The sequence below is a fragment of the Aliiroseovarius subalbicans genome, from assembly GCF_022678625.1.
Classification (GTDB): Bacteria; Pseudomonadota; Alphaproteobacteria; order Rhodobacterales; family Rhodobacteraceae; genus Aliiroseovarius_A; species Aliiroseovarius_A subalbicans.
On record NZ_JALBYQ010000003.1, the window covers coordinates 62,287 to 86,958 of the forward strand.

The 24,672-nt window shown below is 62.2% G+C and carries 25 protein-coding genes; 12 read left to right on the forward strand and 13 right to left on the reverse strand.

Translation table 11 applies throughout. The features are described from left to right. Positions 1-46: 46 nt before the first annotated feature. The 3 genes from serA to MN188_RS10730 all read right to left on the reverse strand — a co-directional run bounded on the left by serA (position 47) and on the right by MN188_RS10730 (position 3,253). Entirely contained in the window at positions 47-1,639 is a 1,593-nt protein-coding gene (gene serA, locus MN188_RS10720) for a phosphoglycerate dehydrogenase (RefSeq protein WP_242109033.1), read from the reverse strand. Positions 1,640-1,701: 62 nt separating this feature from the next. After that, a complete protein-coding gene (locus MN188_RS10725; RefSeq protein ID WP_242109034.1) occupies positions 1,702-2,844 on the reverse strand; it encodes a phosphoserine transaminase in 1,143 nt (380 codons plus the stop codon). A 184-nt stretch (positions 2,845-3,028) separates the two neighbouring features. Continuing rightward, the gene (locus MN188_RS10730; RefSeq protein ID WP_242109035.1) at positions 3,029-3,253 is read right to left on the reverse strand and encodes a hexameric tyrosine-coordinated heme protein; all 225 of its coding nucleotides are present in this window, start codon (positions 3,251-3,253) and stop codon (positions 3,029-3,031) included. Positions 3,254-3,393: 140 nt separating this feature from the next. Between MN188_RS10730 and serB the strand changes: the two genes are divergently transcribed. Next, positions 3,394-4,272 carry a phosphoserine phosphatase SerB gene (gene serB / locus MN188_RS10735; RefSeq protein WP_242109036.1) on the forward strand — a complete coding sequence of 293 codons (879 nt, stop codon included), beginning with the start codon at positions 3,394-3,396 and terminating at the stop codon, positions 4,270-4,272. A 176-nt stretch (positions 4,273-4,448) separates the two neighbouring features. On the opposite strand, the gene MN188_RS10740 is transcribed toward serB, so the two are convergent. Then, positions 4,449-5,447: an asparaginase gene (locus MN188_RS10740; RefSeq protein WP_242109037.1), complete on the reverse strand. Its 999-nt coding sequence runs from the start codon at positions 5,445-5,447 to the stop codon at positions 4,449-4,451. Positions 5,448-5,627: 180 nt separating this feature from the next. On the opposite strand from MN188_RS10740, the gene MN188_RS10745 reads away from it, so the two are divergent. From MN188_RS10745 to MN188_RS10760, 4 genes are all read left to right on the forward strand, one after another. Beyond that, complete coding sequence (locus tag MN188_RS10745; protein WP_242109039.1) at positions 5,628-6,152, forward strand: invasion associated locus B family protein; 525 nt, start codon at positions 5,628-5,630, stop codon at positions 6,150-6,152. Positions 6,153-6,226: 74 nt separating this feature from the next. Next, the gene (locus MN188_RS10750; RefSeq protein WP_242109041.1) at positions 6,227-7,237 is read left to right on the forward strand and encodes a Hint domain-containing protein; all 1,011 of its coding nucleotides are present in this window, start codon (positions 6,227-6,229) and stop codon (positions 7,235-7,237) included. Between the two features lie 53 nt (positions 7,238-7,290). Then, on the forward strand, positions 7,291-8,469 hold the full coding sequence (rlmN, locus tag MN188_RS10755) for a dual-specificity RNA methyltransferase RlmN (RefSeq protein ID WP_242109043.1): 1,179 nt from the start codon (positions 7,291-7,293) through the stop codon (positions 8,467-8,469). A 238-nt stretch (positions 8,470-8,707) separates the two neighbouring features. After that, complete coding sequence (locus MN188_RS10760) at positions 8,708-8,911, forward strand: hypothetical protein (RefSeq protein WP_242109044.1); 204 nt, start codon at positions 8,708-8,710, stop codon at positions 8,909-8,911. Between the two features lie 7 nt (positions 8,912-8,918). Here the strand turns inward: MN188_RS10760 and MN188_RS10765 are convergent, their stop codons facing one another. Then, complete coding sequence (locus MN188_RS10765; RefSeq protein WP_242109045.1) at positions 8,919-9,764, reverse strand: LOG family protein; 846 nt, start codon at positions 9,762-9,764, stop codon at positions 8,919-8,921. 92 nt (positions 9,765-9,856) lie between these two features. Here MN188_RS10765 and dapD point away from each other — a divergent pair, with 92 nt between their 5' ends. The 3 genes from dapD (at position 9,857) to MN188_RS10780 (ending at position 11,915) form a co-directional block, all read left to right on the forward strand. Continuing rightward, a complete protein-coding gene (gene dapD / locus MN188_RS10770) occupies positions 9,857-10,684 on the forward strand; it encodes a 2,3,4,5-tetrahydropyridine-2,6-dicarboxylate N-succinyltransferase (protein WP_242109046.1) in 828 nt (275 codons plus the stop codon). Between the two features lie 251 nt (positions 10,685-10,935). Continuing rightward, positions 10,936-11,286 (forward strand): hypothetical protein, encoded by a 351-nt coding sequence (locus MN188_RS10775; RefSeq protein WP_242109047.1) that lies wholly within the window; start codon positions 10,936-10,938, stop codon positions 11,284-11,286. Continuing rightward, positions 11,283-11,915 (forward strand): HAD family hydrolase, encoded by a 633-nt coding sequence (locus MN188_RS10780; protein ID WP_242109048.1) that lies wholly within the window; start codon positions 11,283-11,285, stop codon positions 11,913-11,915. Before MN188_RS10775 ends, MN188_RS10780 begins: the two co-directional genes overlap by 4 nt. A gap of 4 nt (positions 11,916-11,919) precedes the next feature. Here MN188_RS10780 and MN188_RS10785 read toward each other — a convergent pair whose 3' ends face one another. Genes MN188_RS10785 through MN188_RS10800 form a run of 4 tightly spaced genes read right to left on the reverse strand, consistent with a single transcriptional unit; the run spans position 11,920 to position 16,358 of the window. Then, complete coding sequence (locus MN188_RS10785; protein WP_242109049.1) at positions 11,920-12,522, reverse strand: hypothetical protein; 603 nt, start codon at positions 12,520-12,522, stop codon at positions 11,920-11,922. A 53-nt stretch (positions 12,523-12,575) separates the two neighbouring features. Continuing rightward, positions 12,576-13,631, reverse strand: a complete 1,056-nt coding sequence (locus MN188_RS10790; RefSeq protein ID WP_242109050.1) for a transporter substrate-binding domain-containing protein — start codon at positions 13,629-13,631, stop codon at positions 12,576-12,578. 60 nt (positions 13,632-13,691) lie between these two features. Beyond that, positions 13,692-14,780: a Hint domain-containing protein gene (locus tag MN188_RS10795; protein WP_242109052.1), complete on the reverse strand. Its 1,089-nt coding sequence runs from the start codon at positions 14,778-14,780 to the stop codon at positions 13,692-13,694. A gap of 12 nt (positions 14,781-14,792) precedes the next feature. Beyond that, positions 14,793-16,358: a Hint domain-containing protein gene (locus tag MN188_RS10800; protein ID WP_242109053.1), complete on the reverse strand. Its 1,566-nt coding sequence runs from the start codon at positions 16,356-16,358 to the stop codon at positions 14,793-14,795. 283 nt (positions 16,359-16,641) lie between these two features. Here MN188_RS10800 and dapE point away from each other — a divergent pair, with 283 nt between their 5' ends. From dapE to MN188_RS10820, 4 genes are read left to right on the forward strand one after another with little or no spacing between them, the layout of a single operon-like run. Further along, positions 16,642-17,781, forward strand: a complete 1,140-nt coding sequence (gene dapE, locus MN188_RS10805) for a succinyl-diaminopimelate desuccinylase (RefSeq protein WP_242109054.1) — start codon at positions 16,642-16,644, stop codon at positions 17,779-17,781. A 13-nt stretch (positions 17,782-17,794) separates the two neighbouring features. Further along, positions 17,795-18,358, forward strand: a complete 564-nt coding sequence (locus MN188_RS10810; protein ID WP_420838977.1) for a TIGR04282 family arsenosugar biosynthesis glycosyltransferase — start codon at positions 17,795-17,797, stop codon at positions 18,356-18,358. Positions 18,359-18,389: 31 nt separating this feature from the next. Further along, positions 18,390-20,645 (forward strand): ribonuclease R, encoded by a 2,256-nt coding sequence (gene rnr, locus MN188_RS10815; protein WP_242109056.1) that lies wholly within the window; start codon positions 18,390-18,392, stop codon positions 20,643-20,645. Positions 20,646-20,687: 42 nt separating this feature from the next. Beyond that, entirely contained in the window at positions 20,688-21,866 is a 1,179-nt protein-coding gene (locus MN188_RS10820; protein WP_242109057.1) for a lytic murein transglycosylase, read from the forward strand. Here MN188_RS10820 and MN188_RS10825 read toward each other — a convergent pair. Genes MN188_RS10825 through MN188_RS10840 form a run of 4 tightly spaced genes read right to left on the reverse strand, consistent with a single transcriptional unit; the run spans position 21,840 to position 24,635 of the window. Further along, positions 21,840-22,508, reverse strand: a complete 669-nt coding sequence (locus MN188_RS10825) for an HAD-IA family hydrolase (RefSeq protein ID WP_242109058.1) — start codon at positions 22,506-22,508, stop codon at positions 21,840-21,842. The two genes, MN188_RS10820 and MN188_RS10825, sit on opposite strands and share 27 nt — an antisense overlap. Further along, on the reverse strand, positions 22,505-23,140 hold the full coding sequence (gene gph / locus MN188_RS10830; protein ID WP_242109059.1) for a phosphoglycolate phosphatase: 636 nt from the start codon (positions 23,138-23,140) through the stop codon (positions 22,505-22,507). The genes MN188_RS10825 and gph overlap by 4 nt, the downstream gene beginning before the upstream one ends. Continuing rightward, positions 23,140-23,691, reverse strand: a complete 552-nt coding sequence (locus tag MN188_RS10835) for a thioredoxin family protein (protein ID WP_242109060.1) — start codon at positions 23,689-23,691, stop codon at positions 23,140-23,142. Before MN188_RS10835 ends, gph begins: the two co-directional genes overlap by 1 nt. Beyond that, entirely contained in the window at positions 23,691-24,635 is a 945-nt protein-coding gene (locus MN188_RS10840; protein ID WP_242109062.1) for an MBL fold metallo-hydrolase, read from the reverse strand. Before MN188_RS10840 ends, MN188_RS10835 begins: the two co-directional genes overlap by 1 nt. Between the last annotated feature and the right edge of the window lie 37 nt (positions 24,636-24,672).

Sequence of the window (24,672 nt, forward strand, 5' to 3'; positions counted from 1 at the left end):
AAAGCCCCGGCACAAGGGCCGGGGCTGGTCAGGATATGGTGTCGGTTCAGACGTCGAATTCCAACGGGCTGACCGAGTGGAACAACTCGGTCTCGCGCAGGGCGTTCAGCACGTCTTCGGGGATCGGGTTGTCGACATACAGCAGCGCGATGGCGTCGCCGCCCACCTCGTTCCGCCCCAGGGTAAAGTTCGCGATGTTCACGCCATGCGCACCCATCGTCGCCCCCAGCGCGCCGATGATCCCCGGCACGTCGTCGTTGGTGGTGTAGAGCATGTGGTTGCCGATCTCGGCATCGATGTTGATACCCTTGATCTGGATGAAACGCGGCTTGCCGTCGCTGAACACGGTGCCCGCAATCGAGCGTTCGCGCTTGTCCGTCACCACGGTCAGCTTGATATAGCCGTCAAAGGTGCCCGATTTCGCCTGCGTGGTGCAGGACGCCTTGATGCCGCGATCCGCCGCAATCACCGGGGCCGAGACCATGTTCACATCCGGGTTCGCCGGCTTTAGGATGCCCGCGATGGCGGCGCAGTCCAGCGCCTTCAGGTTCATTTCGGACACGACACCGTCGTAGAGGATGTTCACAGCCTTGATCGGCTCATCCGTCAGCTGCCCGATGAAGGCGCCCAGGTGTTCGGCCAGCTTGATCCAGGGGCCCATGACTTTGGCTTCCTCGGCCGTCACCGACGGCATGTTCAGCGCGTTGGTCACCGCCCCGGTCAAAAGGTAATCCGCCATCTGTTCCGCCACCTGCAGCGCCACGTTTTCCTGCGCTTCGGTGGTCGCCGCGCCCAGGTGCGGGGTGCAGACCACGTTGGGCAGGTTGAACAGCGCATTGTCCGTCGCCGGTTCTTCGGCGAAGACGTCGAAGGCAGCCCCCGCGACATGGCCGGATTTCAGCAGGTCCGCCAGCGCCACTTCGTCGACCAGACCACCGCGGGCACAGTTGATGATACGCACGCCTTTGCGGGTCTTTTCCAGGTTTTCACGGCTCAGAATGTTGCGGGTGCTGTCAATCAGCGGCACATGCAGCGTGATGAAATCGGCACGATGCAGAAGCTCGTCCAGATCGACCTTTTCGACGCCCATCTTGTCGGCCTTGTCCTGGCTCAGGAACGGGTCGAAGGCGACAACCTTCATCTTCAGGCCAACGGCACGGTCGCAGACGATACCGCCGATGTTGCCGGCCCCGATCACACCCAGCACCTTGCCGGTCAGCTCGGTGCCCATGAACTTGGATTTCTCCCACTTGCCCGCATGGGTCGAGGCGCTGGCCTCGGGAATCTGACGCGCCACGGCGAACATCATCGCAATCGCGTGTTCGGCGGTGGTGATCATGTTGCCGAACGGCGTGTTCATCACGATCACGCCTTTCTTTGACGCGGCAACCTTGTCCACGTTGTCGGTGCCGATACCGGCGCGGCCAATGACCTTGAGGTTCGGGGCGGCGTTGATCAGCGTTTCGGTCGCCTTGGTGGCGGACCGGATGGCAAGGCCGTCATAATTGCCGATGATCTCCATCAGGCGATCTTTGTCCTTGCCCAGGCCGGGTTCGAAATCAACTTCGATGCCACGGTCGCGAAAGATCTGGACGGCGGTTTCAGACAGTTTGTCGGATACGAGTACTTTGGGGGCCATGGTCGTGGTCCTTTGTCAAAGAGTATGGGGGAACGGCCCCGCATCGCGCGGGGCCAGAAATCTTATTGAGCGGCGATCTCGGCGTTGAACGCCCAGTCCAGCCACGGCATCAGCGCAACCACGTCGGACGTTTCGACCGTGCCGCCACACCAGATGCGCAGACCGGCGGGGGCGTCACGATAGGCGCCCACGTCCAGCGCCACACCTTCGACCTCAAGCCGCTTGGCGACGGCCTTGGCAAAGGCGGCACCATCGGTGATGCGGTCGTCGGTGAACTTCAGGCAGACCGAGGTGTTCGACAGCGTCGCCGGGTCATGCGCCAGGAAGTCGACCCAGTCACGCATCTCGACAAAATCCGCGACCGCCTTGGTGTTGGCATCCGCGCGGGCGATCAGGCCCTTGAGCCCACCGACCGAGCGCGCCCAGTCCAGCGCAAACAGGTAATCCTCGACCGCCAGCATCGACGGTGTGTTGATCGTGGCACCGGTGAAGATGCCTTCGATCAGCTTGCCACCCTTGGTCAGGCGGAAGATTTTCGGCAGCGGCCAGGCGGGGGTGTAGCTTTCCAGCCGTTCCACCGCACGCGGGGACAGGATCAGGATGCCGTGCGCGGCCTCGCCGCCCAGCACCTTCTGCCAAGAGAAGGTGGTCACATCCAGCTTGTCCCACGGCAGGTCCATCGCGAACGCGGCCGAGGTTGCATCGCAGATCGTCAGACCTTCGCGATCGTCGGCAATCCAGTCGCCGTTCGGCACGCGCACGCCCGAGGTGGTGCCATTCCAGGTGAACACGACGTCATTGTTGAAGTCGACTGCGGCCAGATCGGGCAGTTCGCCGTACTCCGCCGTTTTGGCCACCGCATCCAGCTTTAGCTGTTTGGTCACGTCGGTGACCCAACCCGCACCGAAGCTTTCCCAAGCCAGCATCTCCACGCCACGCGCGCCCAACAGCGACCAAAGCGCCATTTCCACAGCACCGGTGTCGGACGCGGGCACGATGCCGATCTTGTAATCGACGGGGATGCCCAGCACCTCACGGGTGCCTTCGATCGCGGCCTTCAGCTTGTCCTTGCCAACCGCGGCACGGTGCGAACGACCCAAAGCTGCGTCCGACAGAGCATCAAGAGTCCATGTGGGGGGTTTGGCGCAAGGGCCAGAGGAAAAACGCGGATTAGCCGGCCGCGTTGCCGGTTGTTCAATAGCCATTAATGCTACCCTTCCAGATAAGCGCCTCTCGTTGGGGAGAGGTGTCCCACGGACGCAAATACGGGGGGTGGCGGCGGGGGGCAAGCGTGAAAATGGAGAAAATGCGCCCCTTCAGGGGGCGAAAACGTCACGCTTGTGTCGGATCGGAAACCGAAGACCCTCCGCCGCTTTGGGTGGCAAGGGGTCAGCCACGCCAGAAATCGTTGGCCTGCGCCACGGTCTGGAAATTCGTCGCCACCACCTGTGACACGGCGGTCAGGCTGTCGGCGTTGTTGGCATAATCCGGGCGCATCTTGGTGCGCGCATCGTCGTCAGGCTGCGTTTTCTTCACCGCCATGCGCGACAGCTTGACGGCAAGGTCATAGCCCTCTTCAGGGGTGGCGGTGATCAGGGACGGAAGCCAGGACATGTTCATTCTCCTTGTTGGGAGTGTGAAGCATAGGTCAGTTGTCGGACGGCGGCCACGTGACATTTGCGCGACGACACCCCGGCCTGGTGCAAACCGGCGTAACATGGTCTATGCAGCCGCAAATCACCACGGAGCCGCCCATGTTCACCGCCACCCTGCTGACCGCCCCCACCAACCGCACACTGGACCCCGCGCTGGTCGAAAGCCTGCGCAATGCTTGGGGCGGGGGGGACGCGGATTGGCTGTCACCGGACGAAGCAGCCGAGTTTTCGCTGGGAGAGATGCCGGGAAATCGGTGGGACGTCTGGGCCGACCTTCAGGGCATAGGCGTGGACCTTGTGGTGCAGAAAACCGAAGGCCGGGTGAAAAAGATGCTTCTGGCGGATATGGATTCGACCATGATCCAGCAGGAATGCATCGACGAGCTGGCCGATGAGGCCGGCGTCGGGCCGCGCGTGGCCGACATCACGGCGCGGGCGATGAACGGCGAACTGGACTTCGAAGGTGCCCTGCGCGAACGGGTCGGTCTTTTGAAAGGCCTGGACGCGGGTGTGATCGAGCGGGTGCTGAACACGCGCATCACCCTGATGCCGGGCGGGCGCGAATTGCTGGCAACGATGCGCGACGCGGGGGCCTACGCGGCGCTGGTGTCGGGCGGGTTCACCGCCTTCACCGCGCGCGTTGCCGGGCAGTTGGGGTTTCATGAGAACCGCGCCAACACGCTGAATGTGATGGATGGCAAGCTGGACGGCACGGTGGGGGAACCGATCTTGGGTCGGGCCGCTAAGGTCGCGGCGCTGGAGGAGATATCCGCACGCCTGGGCCTTTCGCATGACGCGGTGATGGCGGTGGGCGACGGCGCCAACGATCTGGGCATGCTGCACCTGGCGGGCGCGGGGGTTGCGCTGCACGCGAAGCCCTCGGTGGCTGCCGAATGTGACATTCGCATCAACCACGGTGACCTGTCCGCGCTTTTGTTCATCCAGGGCTACAACCGCGCGGATTTTCTGGACGCGTAAGGCTCCCGCCCATCGTTGACACCTTCGGTGTCGCCTCTGGTTGGGCGTGGCCGCTTCGCGGCGGATTTCAGGTCTCCGACGGGATGTTCTCAGAAAGGAAAAGTGGCAGACGCGCCGCCAGCCAAGACGCCTTTTCACGCGACGGGGTGGGTGGGTGGGCGGCGCGTGAAAAGGCGTCAGCGTGCCAGGGTGGCGGCCGGGCGGATGGAGCCGGTGACCACGTCCCGCCAGTTTTTCACCGCAGCGTTCATGCGTTTTGCGGTGGCCGGGTGGTCCGCCTTCAACACGCCAAACCGCACCAAAAGCGCCGCGATCGTGCATTCGGCGGCGCGCGTGCCACCGTCTTCGATCTTCACCGCCATGCCCAGTTTCTGTTCCGGCAACATGGCGACAAAGAACGCCTCGGCCCCGGTCTTGATCGAGGCCGCCCCGCCCATTGCGCGCATAAGCTCGGTGCAGGCTCGGCCCTCACCCGCCACCAATTCAGGGTGCAGAGCCATTGCTTCGCGCAGTCGCACCGCGGCGTCCGCGCGCCGACCCTGTCCCGCACGTGCCCCGGCAAAGGCCCCCATCGCCCGCGCCATGCCATGCATCGTGGTGGCGAAATTCGGCGCCGAGCAGCCGTCGATGGCAAAGCCCGGGCTGTCCTGTCCGGTAACCTCTTCGAAGGCTTCGCGCACCGCCTGTTGCACTGGGTGGGTCGGGTCGATGTATTCAGCCCCCGCACCCAGGTGCCGTGTTAGCGTCAGAAAGCCCGTGTGCTTTCCCGAACAATTGTTGTGGCACTGGCAGGGCTGGCTGTCTGAACACAAGAGTTCCTTCATTGTGGGCGGGTCCGAAGGCATTTCCGGGCCACAGCGCAAATCATCATCCGCAAGCCCCAGATCCGCGAGCCACCGCGCCACGCGGTCGGTATGAATATGCGCGCCATTGTGCGAGGCGCAGGCAAGCGCGAGCTGTTCGGTACTCAGCCCCGCCGCATCCGCCGCCCCGCTTTCGATCAGCGGCAGCGCCTGGATCATCTTGGATGAAGAGCGCGGTAAAACCACCTTTTCGGGGTCGCCCCAGCTTTCAACGATCTCACCGGCCGAATCGCACACGACCGCGTGGCCCATATGTTGCGATTCCAGGAAATCCCCCCGCCAGATTTCGGTCAGCACTTCGGCCTGTGTCATCTTTGATCCTCTCACAGCTGTCACGCGCGATTTTCCGCCAACGGGGCTTTCATAAATCGGCGAATTTACGTTAGACTAACCCTGCAGACTTGAAAACGGTCCTTGCACGCGAAAGCCTACGCTAGATTGGGCATGTGTAACGGGCCCCTGAGGCAGAGGCAGCTGGAGGCTGTGGTAGACATGAAATCGATTTTTGCACGGGGTATGTGCACCATTGCGCTGTCGCTGGCCGCGACTGGCGTATTTGCGCAGGAAAGCTCGAACCGGGTGGCGGCGAACACCGATTGGAGCGTTTTCGAAGAAGCGCAGAACAATGAATGCTGGGCCGTTTCGACGCCCAAGGAAAGCACGATCACCCAGAACGGCCGCCTCGTGGCCGCGAACCGAGGCGATATCCTGCTTTTTGTCAGCTACTGGAAAGGCCAGAACGGCACCGGCGAAGTCAGCTTTGCCGGCGGGTATCCGTTTGCCAATGGGTCAACCGTGTCAATGACGATTGGCTCCAGCCGCTTTGACCTCTTCACCGACGGTGAAACCGCGTGGTCCGCCGGACCGGACGACGACCAGAAGATAATCGCAGCCATGAAACGTGGCGCACAGGCAATCCTGGTCGGCCAATCGTCACGCGGCAAGAAAACCGAAGACAAATTCTCGCTTCTGGGGTTCACCGCCGCCGTAGATGACGCCGGAAAACGCTGCAAATAAGTCAAACTCTCGGCGCATTTCTTGGTTAACACCAGCCTGACGCCCGTATTCCGGGCGCAATCAAAGGTGGTGAGATGGCGGAGTTCACGCCCTATCTGTCCGAGATCAGATTCGTGGGGCCCGCGTCCAGCGACTTCATAGAAGTTGTGCTGGACGACGGGGCCGATCCGACAGCAGTGAGCGTCGTTGTCTATAACAAGAACGGCACCATCCGTTCGACCAATGCTCTTGATGCAACCCCCGACAACACGATTGCCGGCAGCGACATCTATTCGGTCGAGGCCGCTATTCACAAGATGGGCGCGGTGGCGCTGGTCGTGGATGGGACAATTGTCGCCTTCCTGTCCTTCAACGGCAGCGTCACGGCCAGCGAAGGCCCGGCCGATGGCCTGACGTCGACCCAATTGGGGACGACCAGCCAAGGGGAAAGCCTGATCTCGACCGACATGGGCACCAGCTACTCGGTCGAAACCGCACCCGACCCCGGCGTGATCCCCTGTTTCCTGGCGGGCACATTAGTGGACACCCCCGAGGGACCTCGCGCCGTCGAAAGCATTGCGCCCGGTGATCTGGTGATGACACTGGACGCGGGCGCACAGCCCGTGCGTTGGATCGGACAGCGCAAACTTACACCCTGCCAAACACGCGAAGAACAGCTTTACCCGGTGCGTATCCCGGCGGGGGCGCTGGACAATGCCGCCGAGATTATGGTGTCGCCCGCACACCGAATTGCGCTTGCACACCCAAACCTTGCCCTTTTGTTCGACCACGACCGCGCATTGGCCCCCGCTGGCACATTGGTCGGTTGGAACGGCATTCACCTGGCCCGGGATGTCGTGGCCCCGACCTATTGCCACCTGATGTTTGATGAACACCACCTGATCACGACCCGGGGCTTGATCAGCGAAAGCTTTTACCCAGGATCTCTGGCCATGTCCGCACTGGGCAAAGCGGCCCGCCAGGACCTGTTCACATCGTTTCCGGCGTTGAGATACCGGCCGGACAGAATTGGTTCGACGACCCGCCCCTGCCTGAAATCGCATGAGGTGCGCGTGGCCCTGGACGTGCTGAGCCACGCGGCGTGACAAGGCACCTGCGTTGAGCTATAGACTGCGCCCCTGTGACAAGGATGCGCGCGATGACACCCGAGACCCCGATTACCCAAGATGTCCTGACGATCCCCCGCAAAGACACGGGGGGCGGCAAGAAGAACCTTGTTGGTCTGACCCGCGACCAGTTGCGTGATGAGTTGATTGCCGCCGGCACGCCGGAAAAGCAGGCCAAGATGCGCACGGGGCAGATCTGGCAGTGGATCTATCAATGGGGCGTGCGCGATTTCGACAGCATGACCAACCTGGCCAAAGCTTACCGTGCGCAGCTGGGCGAACACTTCGTGATCGAGATCCCCGAAGTCGTGACCAAACAGGTCAGCGAAGACGGCACCCGCAAATACCTGGTGCGTATCAACGGCGGACACGAGGTCGAGGTTGTTTACATCCCCGAAGAAGGACGCGGCACTCTTTGCATCTCGTCACAAGTTGGCTGCACCCTGACCTGTTCCTTCTGCCATACCGGCACCCAGAAACTGGTGCGCAACCTGACCGCCGCCGAGATCGTCGGACAAGTGATGGTCGCGCGCGATGACCTGGATGAATGGCCCGTACCCGGCGCGCCCAAGGATGAAACGCGCCTGTTGTCGAACATCGTTCTGATGGGCATGGGCGAGCCGCTCTATAATTTCGAGAACGTGCGCGACGCGATGAAGATCGTGATGGATCCCGAGGGCATCCAACTGTCGCGCCGCCGGATCACCCTGTCGACCTCGGGCATCGTGCCGGAAATTGCCCGAACCGCCGATGAGATCGGCTGCTTGCTTGCCGTCAGCTTTCACGCCACGACCGACGAGGTGCGCAACAAGCTGGTGCCGATCAACAAGAAATACAACATCGAAACGCTGCTGGCCGCGCTGCGTGCCTATCCCCGCGTCGCCAATTCCGAACGCATCACGTTTGAATACGTGATGCTGCATGGCGTGAATGACAGCGACGAGGATGCGCATCGACTGGTCGAGTTGATCAAAGGCATCCCGGCCAAGATCAACCTGATCCCGTTCAACGAATGGCCCGGGTCGCCCTATACACGATCGTCGAACAACCGCATCCGGGCCTTTGCAAACATCATCTATCAGGCCGGCTATGCCAGCCCGATCCGCAAGACGCGCGGCGAGGACATCATGGCCGCCTGTGGTCAGCTGAAATCGGCCACCGAACGCGCGCGCAAGTCGAAACGGCAGATCGAACAAGAGGCAGGGCTCTAATTCTCCGGCCTGACCCCCGACTGCCTGCCCCTGTCCAATCGGACCCGCTCTTTTCCCTGCCTTAGCGACAGGCGGGGAGTGGACCGCCATCGTGTGGGCGCCCTTTGACATGGAAACAGTGACGGTTTCGGAAACGACTGTTTCCAAAAGCCCCACAAAGGCCCCAATTCCGCACATTTTCCGCCATGCTGCCCGATCAATTTAGGATCAACAAAACAAAACCCATCGGAGCAGTCCAATGACCCAGGCACAACACAACGAAACCGCATCGATCCTTGATTTCGTGATGAAGCAGCGCGCGCATGTGCTGTCGTTCCGCGAATGGAAACACCGCCTTGCAGGCTTCGGCTTCTCGATCGACGAGACCGACAAAGGGCCGGTTCTGGCCAAGCTGCCAAGCCATCGCATGGTCTGCGCCTTGCCCGCCGAGTTTTGCGCCTGAGCCGGGGTTAACGGCCTGGGATTTCGCTGCGAAGCTCGCCTTTGCCTTCCCAGGTCATGATCGCCTGAACCGCCTCATCGGCGGTTTCAACGAAGCGGAACAATTCCAGGTCTTCATCCGAGATCGTGCCGGCCTCCGCCAGCGCCTTCCAGTTGATGATCTTTTCCCAGAACGCACGGCCGAACAGCAAGATCGGCACCCGCTTCATGCGGCCAGTCTGAATCAGAGTCAGGCTTTCGAACAATTCATCCATCGTGCCAAACCCGCCGGGGAAACCGACGATCGCCTCGGCCCGCATCAGGAAATGCATTTTCCGGATCGCGAAATAGTGGAAGTTGAAGCACAGGTCCGGCGTCACGTATTCGTTCGGCGCCTGTTCATGCGGCAACACGATGTTCAGCCCGATTGACACGCCCCCCGCGTCCGCAGCGCCACGGTTCCCCGCCTCCATCACGCCCGGTCCGCCACCGGTGACGATTACGTTCTGCTTGTGGCCGTTCTGTTTGCTTTCGATTGTCATCAGCCGGGCAAATTCGCGCGCCTCGTCATAGTATTTCGACAGCTCGGCCAGGGTCTTGGTCCGGGCGCCATCCTTCTTCGCCGGTTCGGGAATGCGCGCGCCGCCGAACAGCACGATGGTCGACTCGACCCCGTATTCCTGCATCAGAACCTCGGGCTTCAACAGCTCAAGCTGCAACCGCACCGGGCGCAGCTCATCGCGGCACATGAAGTCGAAATCGTCATAGGCCAACTTGTAGGCCGGGGCGCGGGTCTGCGCGGTATCCGGCGTCTTGTGCGCGGTTTCCCGGTCCTGATGACTATCCCGCATGGGATGGCGTCGGTCGTCTTTCATTGCTCTACCTTCGTTTCTGCCGCATTGCGCGGACCTGTTTCAGGCACTATAGCCATGCGTTGAAACGACGCCATACACATCTGAGGGATCACATGTCGAACGCCGCACTGGAAACTGCCATCGAAGCCGCCTGGGAGGCGCGCGACACCATCACCCCCGCCACCAAGGGCGAGACCCGAGAGGCGATCGAAGATACGCTGAACGCGCTGGACAGCGGTAAGCTGCGCGTGGCTGAGAAACAGACCGACGGTAATTGGCACGTGAACCAATGGGCCAAAAAGGCCGTGCTTCTGGGGTTCCGCTTGAAGGACATGGAAGAACACACCGGCGGCCCGCAAGGCGCGGGCTGGTGGGACAAGGTCGATTCGAAATTCAAAGGCTGGGGCGACACCCAGTGGAAAGAAGCTGGTTTCCGAGCCGTGCCCAACTGCATCGTGCGCAAATCGGCGTTCATCGCACCGGGCGTGGTGCTGATGCCCAGCTTCGTGAACCTTGGCGCCTATGTGGACGAAGGCACGATGGTCGATACCTGGGCCACCGTGGGGTCCTGCGCCCAGATCGGCAAGAACGTGCACCTGTCGGGCGGCGTCGGTATCGGCGGGGTTCTGGAACCCATGCAGGCCGGCCCGACCATCATCGAAGACAATTGCTTCATCGGCGCGCGGTCCGAAGTGGTCGAAGGCTGCATCGTGCGCGAAGGGTCCGTTCTGGGCATGGGCGTGTTCATCGGCCAGTCGACCAAGATCGTCGACCGCGAAACGGGTGAGTTCACCTATGGCGAAGTGCCCGCGGGCTCGGTCGTGGTCGCAGGCTCCATGCCGTCGAAGAACGGCGTGAACCTCTACTGCGCCGTGATCGTGAAAAAGGTCGACGCGAAAACGCGTTCCAAGACCTCGATCAACGACCTGCTGCGCGACTGACATCGGTCACAGCTGAAAAAATGCGGGCGGGCCTTCGGGTCCGCCCATTTTTTTTTGACAGAAACCCGCGCGTCGCACGTATCACCCTTATCCAACACAAGGGAGGTCCCATGACCCGCATCCTGATCCTGATTGCCCTCATCACTCTCGGCTTTGCCGCCGAAAACGCTCAAGCCGACCCGTCGACACCCTCGGACTTCCAAACCGAGTGCTCTTGATCCCCGCCCCCGAAACAGCCTATGCGCTGGGGCATGAGTGATACACCGAAGAAAAAGAAGCCCTCGCGCCAGAAGGTCTACACCCTGCTGATCCAGGTTGGCCGCAAGGATGGCGACGGGCTGCCCGCCAAGGCCACCGGCGCCGCTATGATCTGTTACGCCTCGGGCGTGGATGAGGCCGAAGCGGTGCGCGAAACCGTGGCGATCCTGAAACAGGCCGAGCTGGCCCCGCTGGACGTGACCGGATACGGCACGCTGGAGGACCGGATCGAGATGGGCCATGACGTGCCCGAGGAAGAACGCGAGCTCATGGCGCGCGCGCTGGCCGAAAACTCGGTCGTCGTCGCGCAGATGGACCCGCTGTTTGACGAGCCGAAGACGTGACGGTCTTTCTGGACCTCGACGGCACGCTGACAGACCCGAAACCGGGCATCACCGGCAGCATCGCCTATGCGATGGACAAGCTGGGCCTACCCTGCCCACCTGCCGACGAGCTGACCTGGGCCATTGGCCCGGCGCTGGTCGATACTTTCACGCTCTTGGGTGCGGCGGATCCCGAACAGGCGCTGGCGCATTACCGCGAAGTCTATACCGTCACCGGCCTGTTCGAGAACCGGGTCTATGACGGTATTCCCGAGATGCTGATCGCCCTGCGCGACGCCGGGCGGATCATGCACCTTGCCACCGCGAAGCCGCACAAATACGCCCGCCGGATCACCGCGCATTTCGACCTTGCCCGGTTCATGACACATGAATTCGGACCCGAGCTTGACGGCACCCGCAACAACAAGGGCGAGCTTCTGGCCCATGCGCTGGACCTGACTGGGGATGATCCGGCGCGCTGCGTGATGATCGGGGATCGGAGCCATGATTTCGACGCGGCGCGGTCCGTGGGCATGGCGTCGATCGCGGTGACCTGGGGTTACGGCGCCCCGGACGAACACGACACCGCCACCCGGATATGCAAAACGCCCGGCGAGGTGCCGGGCGCTGTGCGGGATCTGATCGGCTGACGCTTTATTCGGTGCGCACGGTGACGTCGAAGCTGGACGGCAGGTCCGGCTCTGTCTCCAACATCTCAGTCAGAGGAATGGCAAAGCTCGCGGACTTGCCGTCCGCTGACATTTCACCGTTGGTATCCAGGATCTCCTGCCCAGATACGCGCATGGTGATGCCGTGGCCCGCGAAAGCCTGGCGCAGCATCGCTTCCATCTCGCCCAGTTCTTCATCGGGTTTGGCGTCAGACAGCATTTCGGACAGATCGAAGGACACTTTCACCATGTTGGTGCCGACACGCTCGATCGCATAGCCTTGGGTCATACCGTTGGTCGGCCCGTCCGCATTGCCGTCGTCGCTGGGCGCATTGGCTTCGGCGATCATGTTGTCGATCGTATCGGTTTCCGTGATCGTGCAGAGATAGCTGCCGTCGGCCTGGGCCGCGCCCACGCCTTCTTCGCACGGATCTTCACCGCTTTGCGCCAACATGGCATAAAATTCAGGACCCATCGTCATGACCGCTTCCATTTCGGCATTTTCGTCATCGACGAAGTTGATCGCGATGTCGGCGTCGAAACAGGCTGCCAGCGGCAGGATGAAAAGCAGGGCGAAAAGTTTGCGCATGGTGAAATCCTTATTTACTTCGCCCCAACTTACCCGCCGGGCGCGCGGGAAGTCTAGCGTTCAGCAACCCCGAACCATTTTTGCCGCAGAGCGTCGTAGGTGCCGTCTTCGCGCAGGCGTAGCAGGCTTTGGTTCAGGGGTTCTGCCAGATCCGAACCGGTCGCCAGAGCGATGCCATAGTTCTCACGCAAGAACACGGACCCGACCAATTCCGCGATACCTTGCCCATCCGTGTTGACGTAGAAGGCAAGGATCGGCGCATCAAAGACGACCGCATCCAGGTTACCCGCCTCGAACGCGTCCAGAAGCGCATCAAGATCGGCAAAGCCTTCGTGCCGTAGGTCGCGACGGTCCAGATAGGCCGCCGCAGTCGACCCGGATGTGGTCCCGACGCGCTTGCCATACAGGTCATTGATCGAGTTCACAGAGCCCTGGATCGCGTTCACGGTCAGGGCGGCGGTGATATTGGCCACGAAGATCGACACGATGAACAGGCTGGAGACAACCAGAACAACGCCGAACAGCCGCCCCATCAGGCTGCGCGGTACACGTTCCTCAAAGCCACCGTTCACAACAAGGTTCAGCGCCCACCAGAACGCCGGGAACATCGCGTCGCGGGCTTCGAGGTCGAAGTATTCCTGCGATCGCCGCTCAAAGCGCCACATCATCATACCGACGCCCAGCAGCACGGCAAAGGCCACAAGGATCGCAATCAGAAGATCGGAGTTGAGTAACACGCGCAGCAGGGGCGATCCGCTACTCCCACCGGCGGGCACCATGATCTGCAGGCCACCTTCGAAGATCGGCTGTGAGAAATCCAGCACACGTTCGCGGTCAGCAGTGATCGAAATGTTGGCAACGGCTGCGTCGACCTGCCCTGTTTCCACCAGCGACAACATCTCGCGGAAATCCTGAACCCGCACGACCTCAGAGCCGCGCGACATGTCCTCCATCAACGCCGCCCAAAGATCCAGGCTGAACCCCGTTTGCACCCCGTCCTGTTCCAGTGAAAACGGTGCGCGGGTCACGGTCGCCACACGCAAATCTTGCGCGCTGGCAGGCAGGGCCAGGGTCATGACCGCAACGATGGCCAGAATCAGTTTGTGCATTTGGTATCTCCCCTGTCCTGTCCCATGCCACAAGGCGTGGACAAGGGCAAATTTGACCTACTAGGCCACCATCGACGCCGCCAGCGTGCGCGCCTCGTATCCCGACAGGATTGGTTGAGCAAAAGCTTTGTGACGGGGCATGATCTCGGACGGCATATCGGCCAGGGATGTGGTGGCAATCATCTCGGGGGCGCGGCCCATCGCCCCAACGAACAGGCTTTCCCCGTCCAGCCCGGCAAAGGTCAGGCATTCGTGGGTGTCCAGCAGCACGTGGTAATACCACAGCGTGCCCCCCCCAGCCGTGCGCATCACCGCCTGGCCGTCGACAAGGTGGCGCGCTTCGACGAGAACGCTGTCTTCGCCAAACAGATATTCAGCCTCGGCACCCGCGACCACGACGCGGTGGTCCGGCGCGACAAGGATGTCGCGCGACAGACCAAAGTATGGCGCGCGGATCAGGATTGGGCGAAATCCGCCACGTGCAGGCACTTCGCGACGGGTGATCCAGCGAACGGGGCGGTGCCCGGTTGCGGTCGTCACCAGATCGCCCAGCCGCAGCCGTTCGATCAGGCGCGGCCCGGTCGGAGTCTCGACTGGCGTGCCCTTGGCCACACCGGGGGAAAGTCCCACAGGTTCAACGTGGTCGGAAAGGGCAAGGTAACGGGTTTCGCGCCCGATCCGGGTCGCGTCACCATTCGCAATGATCTCACGCGCATCTGCAACGGGTAAGGGCACCGGCGCATCGAATTCGGCCTGATACAGAGTTTCCTGGTCCAGATTTTCGACGCTGATCCAGCCGCGTCGCGCGGGTGCATCCCAAGCATAGGTCAGCCGCAACCGCGTTTCACGCGGCGGCACCGGCATCGATAGTCGCGCGGTACTTTGCATGTCGCCCTGACACAGATCGATGCTGAGCGCACCGTCTGCTGACAGCAGAACGGACAGGCGGCGCAGCCAAGTATCGCGCCGTTCAAACCGCAAGATGCGCTGCGGAATTCGGTCTTGTGCCACGTATGTGACTTCGATCACCAGGCTGCCGACGGGAAGGATGCCATCGCCCCGGTCCCGGCCAGTGTGTCGGTCACCGCTGCCGACGCCTCGCGTGTCGAACGCGGCCTCTTGCAGATTGGTGATGCCGATCCAAGTCACCGAACGCGTCTCCTACGCTGCGCTTTGCGCCATCAGAACCGCCGCCTCAAACCCACGCAGGGTGCGGCGGGCCGCGGGTGAATACCCCTCCCCGGTTTCGGGGTCGATCTCGGGGAACAGGGCGCAAATCTCATCGACAATGTCACGTTCAAAGCTGTTCGTGGTCTGGGGGCCCGGCAGAAAGCTTTCTGTTGCCAGGCCTTCGGAATAAACGACCTCGTGGCGGTCAAACAGGATATGCACATACTCGACCTCGCCCCCTTCGACGCGGCGCACCGAGTGGTCGTTCACAAGGTCCTTGGCCGAAACAAGAACCTCGGTTTCACCAAACAAAAGCTCGGCAAGCGCGTCACGGATCAACACCCGGTGCTGCGGGGAAAGCAGCAACTCTCCGTGCGTGCCAAACGTGTTTGCCAAAATGCGGATCGGTGCGAAATGGGCCTTTGCCGGCACCACGCGCTGTCCGATCCAGCGCACCGGTTGGGCGCCATGATCATGGGTAATGACAAAATCACCCGGCTTCAGCGCCTCTACCCGGCGTTCACCGTCAGGGGTCGCGATCATCGTGCCCGCCACGAAACAGGGGATCGAATCCACCAGGACAAATCCGGTATCGATGTTGTTCCCGTCGTCAATCGTGTACGTGAAGTTGAAATACTCGCCATTCGTATCAGCCACGACTGTCAGCGTGCCATCGGCGTTCAGAGATACGACCTGTCCAGTGGCCAACGTTACGGTATCGCCAACCGAAACCGCGACGTTGTTGATGTGCGTAATCGTCAAAGTCCCGCCATCGGCGTCATAGTCATTGGCCAGAACGTCGATTGTCTTTGTCTCACCACCCGGCAAGTGCAGGATGTCATCGTTGGCGATAAGGACCGTTTGCACGGAATCGCCTGCGATCAGAAGGTTGGAATCATAGCTGCTGTCGCCAACATCAGCGATCCCGATCCGGATCGAGTTCACCTCGCCAGCGATCACCGGAAAGGTCAGGGTCATGGTGACGGTAAAACCGTCCATTTCGGTGTTGTAGTCGTCCGAAGTATTGTCGACATACAGGTTCTGGTTGATACCCCCGACAAGGTTGCCGGGATTGGCGTCACCGATGGCCATCGTAGCCTGCGTCCCGTTCACCCAGACGCCGACAAAGTCCTGATAGTTCGAATTCGCATATTCCGGGAATTCATCCGACGAAAACACAAACTGCATCGTCATCGTGTCCCCGGTGGGGATGAAGTCGACGTCCAGGAAGGACGCGTCATAGGTCCGCGCACCGGCGGCGGCGTTGAAATCCGAGTTGTTGTTCTGCCCACCGGAATTGGTCGACGTGTTGGTGTCCTGGTTTGCTTGGCCGGATGAGTTTGTGAAATCCGTCGCGCGCCCGGTCGACAAGATGACCCCGCTGTCGCCCGGGGTCACGCCCGGCGACGTGGTATCGCCGCCCGTGTAGATGCCAGAAGAATAGCCGGACCCGGAATAGGACGCCGAAACGACCGTAACGCCATCGCCGAAAATTTCCGACGCCATTGCCGTCGCGTTCGCGCCTGTGTTGATGTTCAGCTCTGATGCTGCAACCATCGTGCCTGTCTCCTACCCATTTCAAGGCAGAACACGTCACGCACCCGGACGACGCCGGGCGTCGCACATCGTGGTCAAACTGCTCGTTTCGGACCGGGCTTTGCGCCTCTGGTGGTCCGGTGCCCTGCCTCGGGTCATTTCATTACGATGGAATATGCCGCAATTCCGCCGACTTGTTAACCCTTTGATAACACATTTGTCCAAGCCACCCGGCCCTGTCGCATGTGGGACACATTTGCAGGGGCGCGCCCGGCGCGCTAACAGGGGGCAAAGGAGAGCCGATATGAGCATCAACCCAGCCGACCTGACCCAACGCCTGATCCAGTGCCCTTCGGTCACCCCCGAAGAAGCCGGCGCGCTGGTGCTGTTGCAGGACATTTTGGAACAGGCAGGGTTCGCCTGCACCCGGGTGGATCGGGGTAAAGTGTCTAACCTATACGCCCGCTGGGGGTCGAAAAACGCACGCACGCTGGGGTTCAACGGCCACACCGACGTGGTGCCCGTGGGCGACACCGGCGCCTGGACGGTCCAACCGTTTGCGGGTGTGGTCAAGGATGGCTTTCTGTGGGGCCGGGGGGCCACAGACATGAAATCGGGCGTGGCCGCCTGGGTGGCAGCAGCAGTGGACTTCGTCGCCGACGCACCCGAGGACGCCAGCCTGGTGATCACCATCACCGGGGACGAAGAGGGCGACGCGGTGGACGGCACCACGGCGATCCTGGATTGGATGGGCGCCAATGGCGAAGCGATGACCGCCTGCATCGTCGGCGAACCCACCTGCCCCAACACGATGGGCGAGATGATGAAGATCGGGCGGCGCGGCTCGATGACCGCCTATTTCACCGCGCGCGGCGTGCAGGGGCATTCGGCCTATCCGCATCGCGCCAGGAACCCGGTGCCCGCCCTGGCCCGTCTGATGGCGCGACTGGACGCGCATGAACTGGACGAAGGCACCGCGCATTTCGATGCCTCGACCCTGGCTGTGACCACGATCGACACCGGCAACCCCGCCAACAACGTCATTCCCGCCGAATGCCGCGCCACGGTGAACATCCGTTTCAACGACGCACATTCCTCGACCGGCATCACCGCGTGGTTGCGTGAGGAAGCAGAGCGCGTGGCGGGCGAAACTGGCGTAGAGATCGACATGCGCACGCAAGTGTCGGGCGAAAGCTTCGTCACCCCGCCGGGGGACTTGTCCGCTTTGGTTGCGAAATCGGTGGCGGCGGAAACCGGCGTGACGCCCGAGATGTCGACCTCCGGCGGGACCTCGGACGCGCGGTTCGTCAAAGACCACTGCCCGGTCGTCGAGTTTGGCCTGGTCGGCAAGACGATGCACCAGGTAGACGAACGCGTGGCCATCGACCAGATCCACCAGCTGAAATCGATCTATGCCCGCATCATGCGAGATTTCTTTGCGTAAACAACTGGTTGTCATGGTGAAGGAACCGCATCCGGGCCGGGTGAAAACCCGTCTGGGACGCGATATCGGCATGACCCGCGCGGCGTGGTGGTTTCGCCACCAGACCGCATCGCTGCTGCGCCGCCTGCCCGATCCGCGCTGGGACATGACCCTGGCCGTCACCCCGGACGGCGAAGGATTGTGCAGCCGCGTCTGGCCCGGCCACCTGCCGCGCATTGCGCAAGGCAGCGGTGATCTGGGCGACCGGATGGGGCGGGTATTCCGCACCTTGACCCCCGGCCCCGTCGCCATCATCGGCGCAGACATTCCCGGCGTCACAAGCGCCCATATCGCCCGCGCTTTCGCAGCCCTGGGCAACCACGACGCCGTGTTCGGCCCGGCCCCGGATGGCGGTTATTGGCTGGTGGGCTTGAAACGAAGCCGCGCGGTGCCCAGATCCCTGTTCAACGGTGTGCGCTGGTCCACCGACCGCGCACTGACCGACACGCTGGCCAGCATTCCTGGCCTCAGCCACACTTTCACAGACATCCTGGACGATGTGGACACGATGAAAGACCTGCAAGGGCTTTCCCGATGACCCCGTCCGCCGACCATGTTAGGCATAATTTATGAAACGTATTCCCTCCAAGGACGAAATCCTGCAATGGATTTCCGACAACCCGACCCTAACCTCGAAACGCGACATTTCGCGCGCTTTCGGGATCAAAGGCGCCGACCGTATCGACCTGAAACGCATCTTGCGAGAGCTTGAGGACGAAGGTCACCTGACCAAGCGGCGCAAGACCTATCGCGATCCCGACAAACTGCCCCCGGTGGCGGTGTGCCAGGTCGAAGAACCCGACGCCGATGGCGACCTCTATGCCAAGCCGATGGAGTGGCAAGGCGAAGGGGATGAACCCCGCATCCTGCTGGTCATGAAATCCTCGGACCCGGCACTGAAACCCGGCGACCGCATCCTGGCCCGTCTGAGCGAGGTCAAAGACCCCGATCACCAATACGAAGGCCGCCTGATCCGCCGCATCGGCACCAACCCGGTGCGCATTCTGGGCGTGTTCCGCAAAACCGCCGAAGGTGGGCGGATCAAGCCAATCGACAAGGGCACCGACAAGGAATGGACCGTTGCGACCGCCGACGTAAACGGCGCCAAGGACGGCGAGTTGGTCGAGGCGCAGCTGGCCGGGCCGAAAACCCGCATGGGCCTGCCCAAGGCGCGCGTGGTGGCCCGGCTGGGCGATCCCACCGCGCCCAAGGCGGTGTCGCTGATCGCGATCCACCAACACGGCATCCCCGATGCCTTCCCCGACGCGGTGATCGCCGAGGCTGACAGTGCCAAACCCGCCCCCCTGGGTGATCGCGAAGATCTGCGCCACCTGCCGCTGGTCACCATCGACCCGGCGGATGCGCGCGACCACGACGACGCGATCTATGCGCGCGCCGACGACAGCCCGAAGAACCCCGGCGGCCATGTGGTCTGGGTCGCGATTGCCGATGTGGCGCATTACGTCGCCCCCGGCACCGCGCTTGACCGCGAGGCCCGCAACCGGGGCAATTCCAGTTACTTCCCCGACCGGGTCGTGCCGATGCTGCCCGACCGTCTGTCCGGCGATCTGTGCAGCCTGCACGAAGGCGTCGAACGCGCCTGTATGGCGGTGCGTCTGGTCCTGAACGAACAGGGCGAAAAGATCAGCCACCGCTTCACCCGCGGGCTGATGAAATCGCATGCCACGCTGAATTACACCGAGGTGCAGCAGGCGCAGGACGGCAATCCGAACGAGAAATGCGCGCCCTTGATGGAAGAGGTCATCGCGCCGCTTTACGCCGCCTATGAGACCACGAAACTGGCACGTGGACAGCGCCAGCCGCTGGATCTTGACCTGCCTGAGCGCAAAATCATCCTGTCCGAGGACGGCCATGTGCAATCGGTCAACTTCTATGATCGTTTCGACGCGCACAAGCTGGTCGAAGAGTTCATGATTCAAGCCAACGTGGCCGCCGCCGAAGAGCTGAACCGCCTGAAACGCCCGCTTTTGTTCCGCGTGCACGAAGAGCCCAGCCCCGAAAAGCTGGAGGCGCTGCGCGAGGTCGCGCAGGCGTCGGGCTTTACCCTGGCCAAGGGGCAAGTTCTGCAAACCCGCCACCTGAACAACCTGCTGGGCCAGGCCGAGGGCAGCGAGTTTGACGAGCTGATCAATATCTCGACGCTCAGGTCCATGCAGCAGGCGTATTACAACCCGATAAACTTCGGCCATTTCGGCCTGGCGCTGAAGAACTACGCGCATTTCACCAGCCCGATCCGGCGCTATTCCGACCTGATCGTGCACCGGGCGCTGATCTCTGGGCATGGTTGGGGCAAGGACGGGCTGTCGCCCGAGGATATCGACCAGCTGGAGGCCACCGCGCAGCACATTTCGGACACCGAGCGCCGCTCGATGATGGCCGAACGCGACACGACCGACCGCTATCTGGCGTCTTATCTGTCCGAGCGTGTGGGCAACGAATTCAGCGGCCGCATCGCTGGCATCCAGCGGTTCGGCGCCTTCGTGAAGCTGGACGAAACCGGCGCCGACGGGCTGATCCCGATCAGCTCGATCGGGGCCGAGTATTTCCGCTTTGACGGCGACGCGCAGACGATCACCGGCGAAAAGACCGGCCTGAAGCTGGGCCTTGGCCTGCCAGTGACGGTGCGCCTGAGCGAGGCGGTGCCTGTCACCGGCGGTCTGATGCTGGAGCTGATCGAGGTCGACGGCAAGGCGCTGCCGCGCTCTTCGGGGCGCAAACGCGGCAAATCGGTGCCACGGCGGGCCAACAAGGCGCGGCACAAAGCCGCCAAGGTGAAGAAAAAGGTTCGCCGATCTCGAGGTTAGGGTATCCTTACCCCACCGGAACAAAACGCCGAGATTTTACCAGTGACCCAAGACCCGTTACCCCCCGCCTTTCAGGACTGGCTGACCGACCTGCGCGTCCGCGCGGTCGAGCGCCAGATCCGTCCCGCCGTGTTCGACCGCGCCCTGTCCGGCGTCACCCCGCTTCAGGACGTCTTGGACCGCCAGGCGCATCAGCCGGAATTCACCCTGTCTGTGCGCGATTACATGGACATCTGTGTGTCCGAGGAGCGGATCCGCAACGGGCGGCTGAAACTGCGCCAGAACCGCAAGCTTCTGAACCGGATCGAGACACAATATGGCGTCGAGGCCGAAGTCGTCATGGCCTTTTGGGGTCTGGAGACCGGGTTCGGGGCCAACCGGGGCACCTATCCGGTGATCCCGGCGCTGACCACGCTGGCCTTCGCCGGGCGGCGGTCCGCGTTTTTCGAAGACGAGTTGATGGCCGCCCTACGCATTGTGCAGTTGGGCGATGCCGAGCCCGAGATGATGATCGGGTCCTGGGCAGGTGCGATGGGGCATGGGCAGTTCATGCCCAGTTCGTTTCTGAATTTCGCGGTGGATTTCGACCGCGATGGGCGGCGTAACATCTGGCACGACGACCCCACCGACGCCCTGGCCAGTATCGCGCACTACGTGGCCAAGCACGGCTGGCGCATGGGCCAACCCTGGGGTGTCGAGGTCACTTTGCCCGAGGGGTTCGACCACGCGCAAACCGGACTGGGTCAGAACCGCACCGTTGCCGAATGGACCGATCTGGGCGTTGTGCCGGCCCGTGACAACATGCCAATCGCGGAATACGGCGCCGCGTCGATCCTGCTACCCGCCGGCGCGCGCGGCTCGGCGCTGATGGTGTTTCGCAACTACCACGTCATCCTGCGCTACAATTGCGCCGAGTCCTATGCGGTGGCGATCGGGCACCTGTCGGACCGGTTCGGGGCGGGCAAGGCGCTGGTCACTGGCTGGCCTGAGGGGCAGCGCGTTCTCAAACGCGAAGAGCTGCGCGAGGTGCAGATGCGTCTGACCAACGCGGGCTTTGACACACAAGGCATCGACGGGTTCATGGGCCCCAACACCGCCGTGGCCATTCGAGCGTTCCAGAAATCGGTCGGGCGCACCGCCGACGGGTTTCCGGGCCTGTGCGTGCTGGAGCGCCTGCGGCAGATACCCGACGGGTCAGAGACCGGCGAGACGCTCGATTGACAACCCGTCCAGGGTGGGCACCACCAGCGCCGCGTCGCTGAAGTCCTGATCGTCGGTATAGATCGACGGCGTCACCACACTGCGCAAGCCAGCCCCGTTGGCCGAAGTCAGCCCGTTCAGGCTGTCCTCAAACGCCACGCAGTCGTTTGCGGGCAGGCCCAGACGCGACAGGGCCAGTTGAAACACGTCCGGCGCGGGTTTCTTGGCCGCCACCTGATCCCCGGCAGCGATCACGTCGAACACCTCATGCGCCGGGCGCGACCAGCAGCATTGCGCCAGCGCTTCGACATTGGGCGGGTTCGTGGTGGTGGCCACAGCCAGTTTTAGCCCCGCCGCACGGGCGCGGGTCATCAACGCCGCCACACCGGGCCGCAAGGGCAGCTTGCCCGCCGCCAGTATGTCACCATAAAGGGCCGTTTTTTCCACATGCAGCGCGGCGATCTGATCAGCGGGCATGTCCGGGGCAAAGGCGCGCATGCGTTCCTTGCCCCCTGTGGTTTTCAGAAGCTCGCGGTAGTCGTCCATGCTCCAGTGCCAGCCCAGCCCGTGCCGGTCGAACACCTGGTTAAAGGCCGCGCGGTGCGCTTCCTCGGTTTCGGCCAGGGTGCCGTCCACATCGAAGATCAATGCGCGCAGGCTCATGCCAGATGCGCGGCCAGCTTGTCGAAATGATCAAAGGCGAAGGCGTGCGGCAGGTCTTCGATCGGCGTCTTGCGATAGCCTTCGGTGAACAGCGCGAAATCTACCCCCGCGCGGGCGGCGGTTTCCGCGTCCACCTCGCTATCACCAACATAAAGCGCGGGGCCGTCGCCCAGTTTCACCAGCGAGTGCAGCAAGGGCTGCGGATCGGGTTTCTTGACCGCAAGCGTGTCGCCCCCGACCACCACATCGAAATGATCCTCTAGGCCCATCTCGACCAGAATGGCCACAGCGGGCTCGAACGGTTTGTTGGTGCAGACGCCCAGACGATGCCCAGCCGCCTTCAGCGCGGTCAAAAGCGCCTTCAACCCCGGATACAACTGCGACAGGGTCGCGGGATCCTGATTGTAATATTCCAGCGTCAGCGCGCTGAGCCGGGGGTGCTCGGTCATGTCCAGCCCGCTGGCGCGCATCGCCCGTTCGACAAGCTTCGGCAGACCGTTGCCCACGAAAGAGGTGATCGTCGCCAGGTCAAGCGAAGCACAGCCCTGATCGGCCAGCATCCGGTTGGTCGCGGCTTGCAGGTCCGGGGCGCTGTCGATCAGCGTGCCGTCCAGGTCAAAGACGATGCGCATCACGTTCTCCACTTGATCGAACAGCCCATCGAGGGGATTTGATCCGCCGGACCCTTGCCGGTTTCGGCCACCTGCTTCATCGCCTCATACAAGTCGCGGCGCAGGTCGTCCGGCCCGGCCTCTTTGCGCGACGCATCCAGACGACCGCGATATTGCAGCTTGCCATCCGCGTTATAGCCGAAGAAATCCGGCGTGCAGATCGCATCATAGGCGCGTGCGACCTGTTGGCTTTGATCGTAAAGATACGGGAACGGGAAGTGCATCTCACCCGCCATGTCGGCCATCTTGTCGGGGCCATCCTGCGGATAAGCCTCGGCGTCATTCGACGAGATTGCCACCACCCCGACGCCCAGCGCGGCCAGATCCTTCGCGTCACGAATGATCCGATCCAGCACTGCCAGTACATAGGGACAGTGGTTGCAGATGAACATGACAAGCGTGCCGTTTTCCCCCGCCACGTCCGAGAACGCATAGCTCTTTCCATCGGTGCCCGGCAGGGAAAACCCCGGCGCGGGCGTGTCGAAATCACAGACGGGGGGGATGGCTGCCATTATTCGAACTCCATTTCCGTGAAGACCTGACCGGCGTTCTTGATCGCCAGTTCCTTGAACGTATCGAGATACTGATAGGCATCCTGGTCGACATAATACGCCTGATCCAGCATGCCACCTTCTTCGATATGCGCCCCAACCGCGGCGCGCAAGTGTTTCAGATAGCCGATGGTATCCTTTTCAACCTGCGCCATGTTGGTCGGGTTGCCGTGGCCGGGGATCACATAGGTCGCGCCAAGCGGGGCGAACACGGTCTCCCAAGTTTCGATCCAACAGCTTGTGCAGGTGTCCTCGAAAATCGGCGTCATGCGGTTGTTGAAGGCGATGTCACCGGCGATCATCATGCCCAGATCGGGGATCCAGACCTGTGTGTCACCCGGCCCGTGCGAGGGCCCAGCATGCATCACTTCGATATGCATATCGCCCATGTCGATCATATACGGATCGCTGAACAGGATCGTGGGTTCGACCAGCGTCGTGCCTTCCGAGTTTTCGCGCGCATAGCGCTCCATCCCGGCAAGGATCTGCGGGCCACGGTCGGCAAACTCATGCGCCGCATCCTCATGCGCCAGGATATCGACACCCTGCGCGGCCCAGTACGAATTGCCAAGCATCGCGTGGCCCTGGCCGTTTTCGTTGATCACCAGTTTCACCGGCTGATCGGTGGCAAGCTTGATCTCGGCGTGCAGCGCTTCGGCCAGCTTGTAGTTCGCGCCGCCGTTCACAACGATCACGCCGTCCCCCGTCACGATGAAGGACAGGTTGTTGTTGTGACCGGTGTTTTCATAGGTCGGCGGGGCCGTGGCCCCGATGGCCGACCAGACGTTCGGGATCACCTCATAGGGTTTGGAATACAGCACATTGCCGGGATACTGGTCGGCAACATCTTCGAACGCGAAAGCAGGGGTGGCCAGCATTACGGCCAGCAGGGCGTGACGGATCATTTTGTCCTCCTCGGATCATGTCCGGCGAAACATAGGA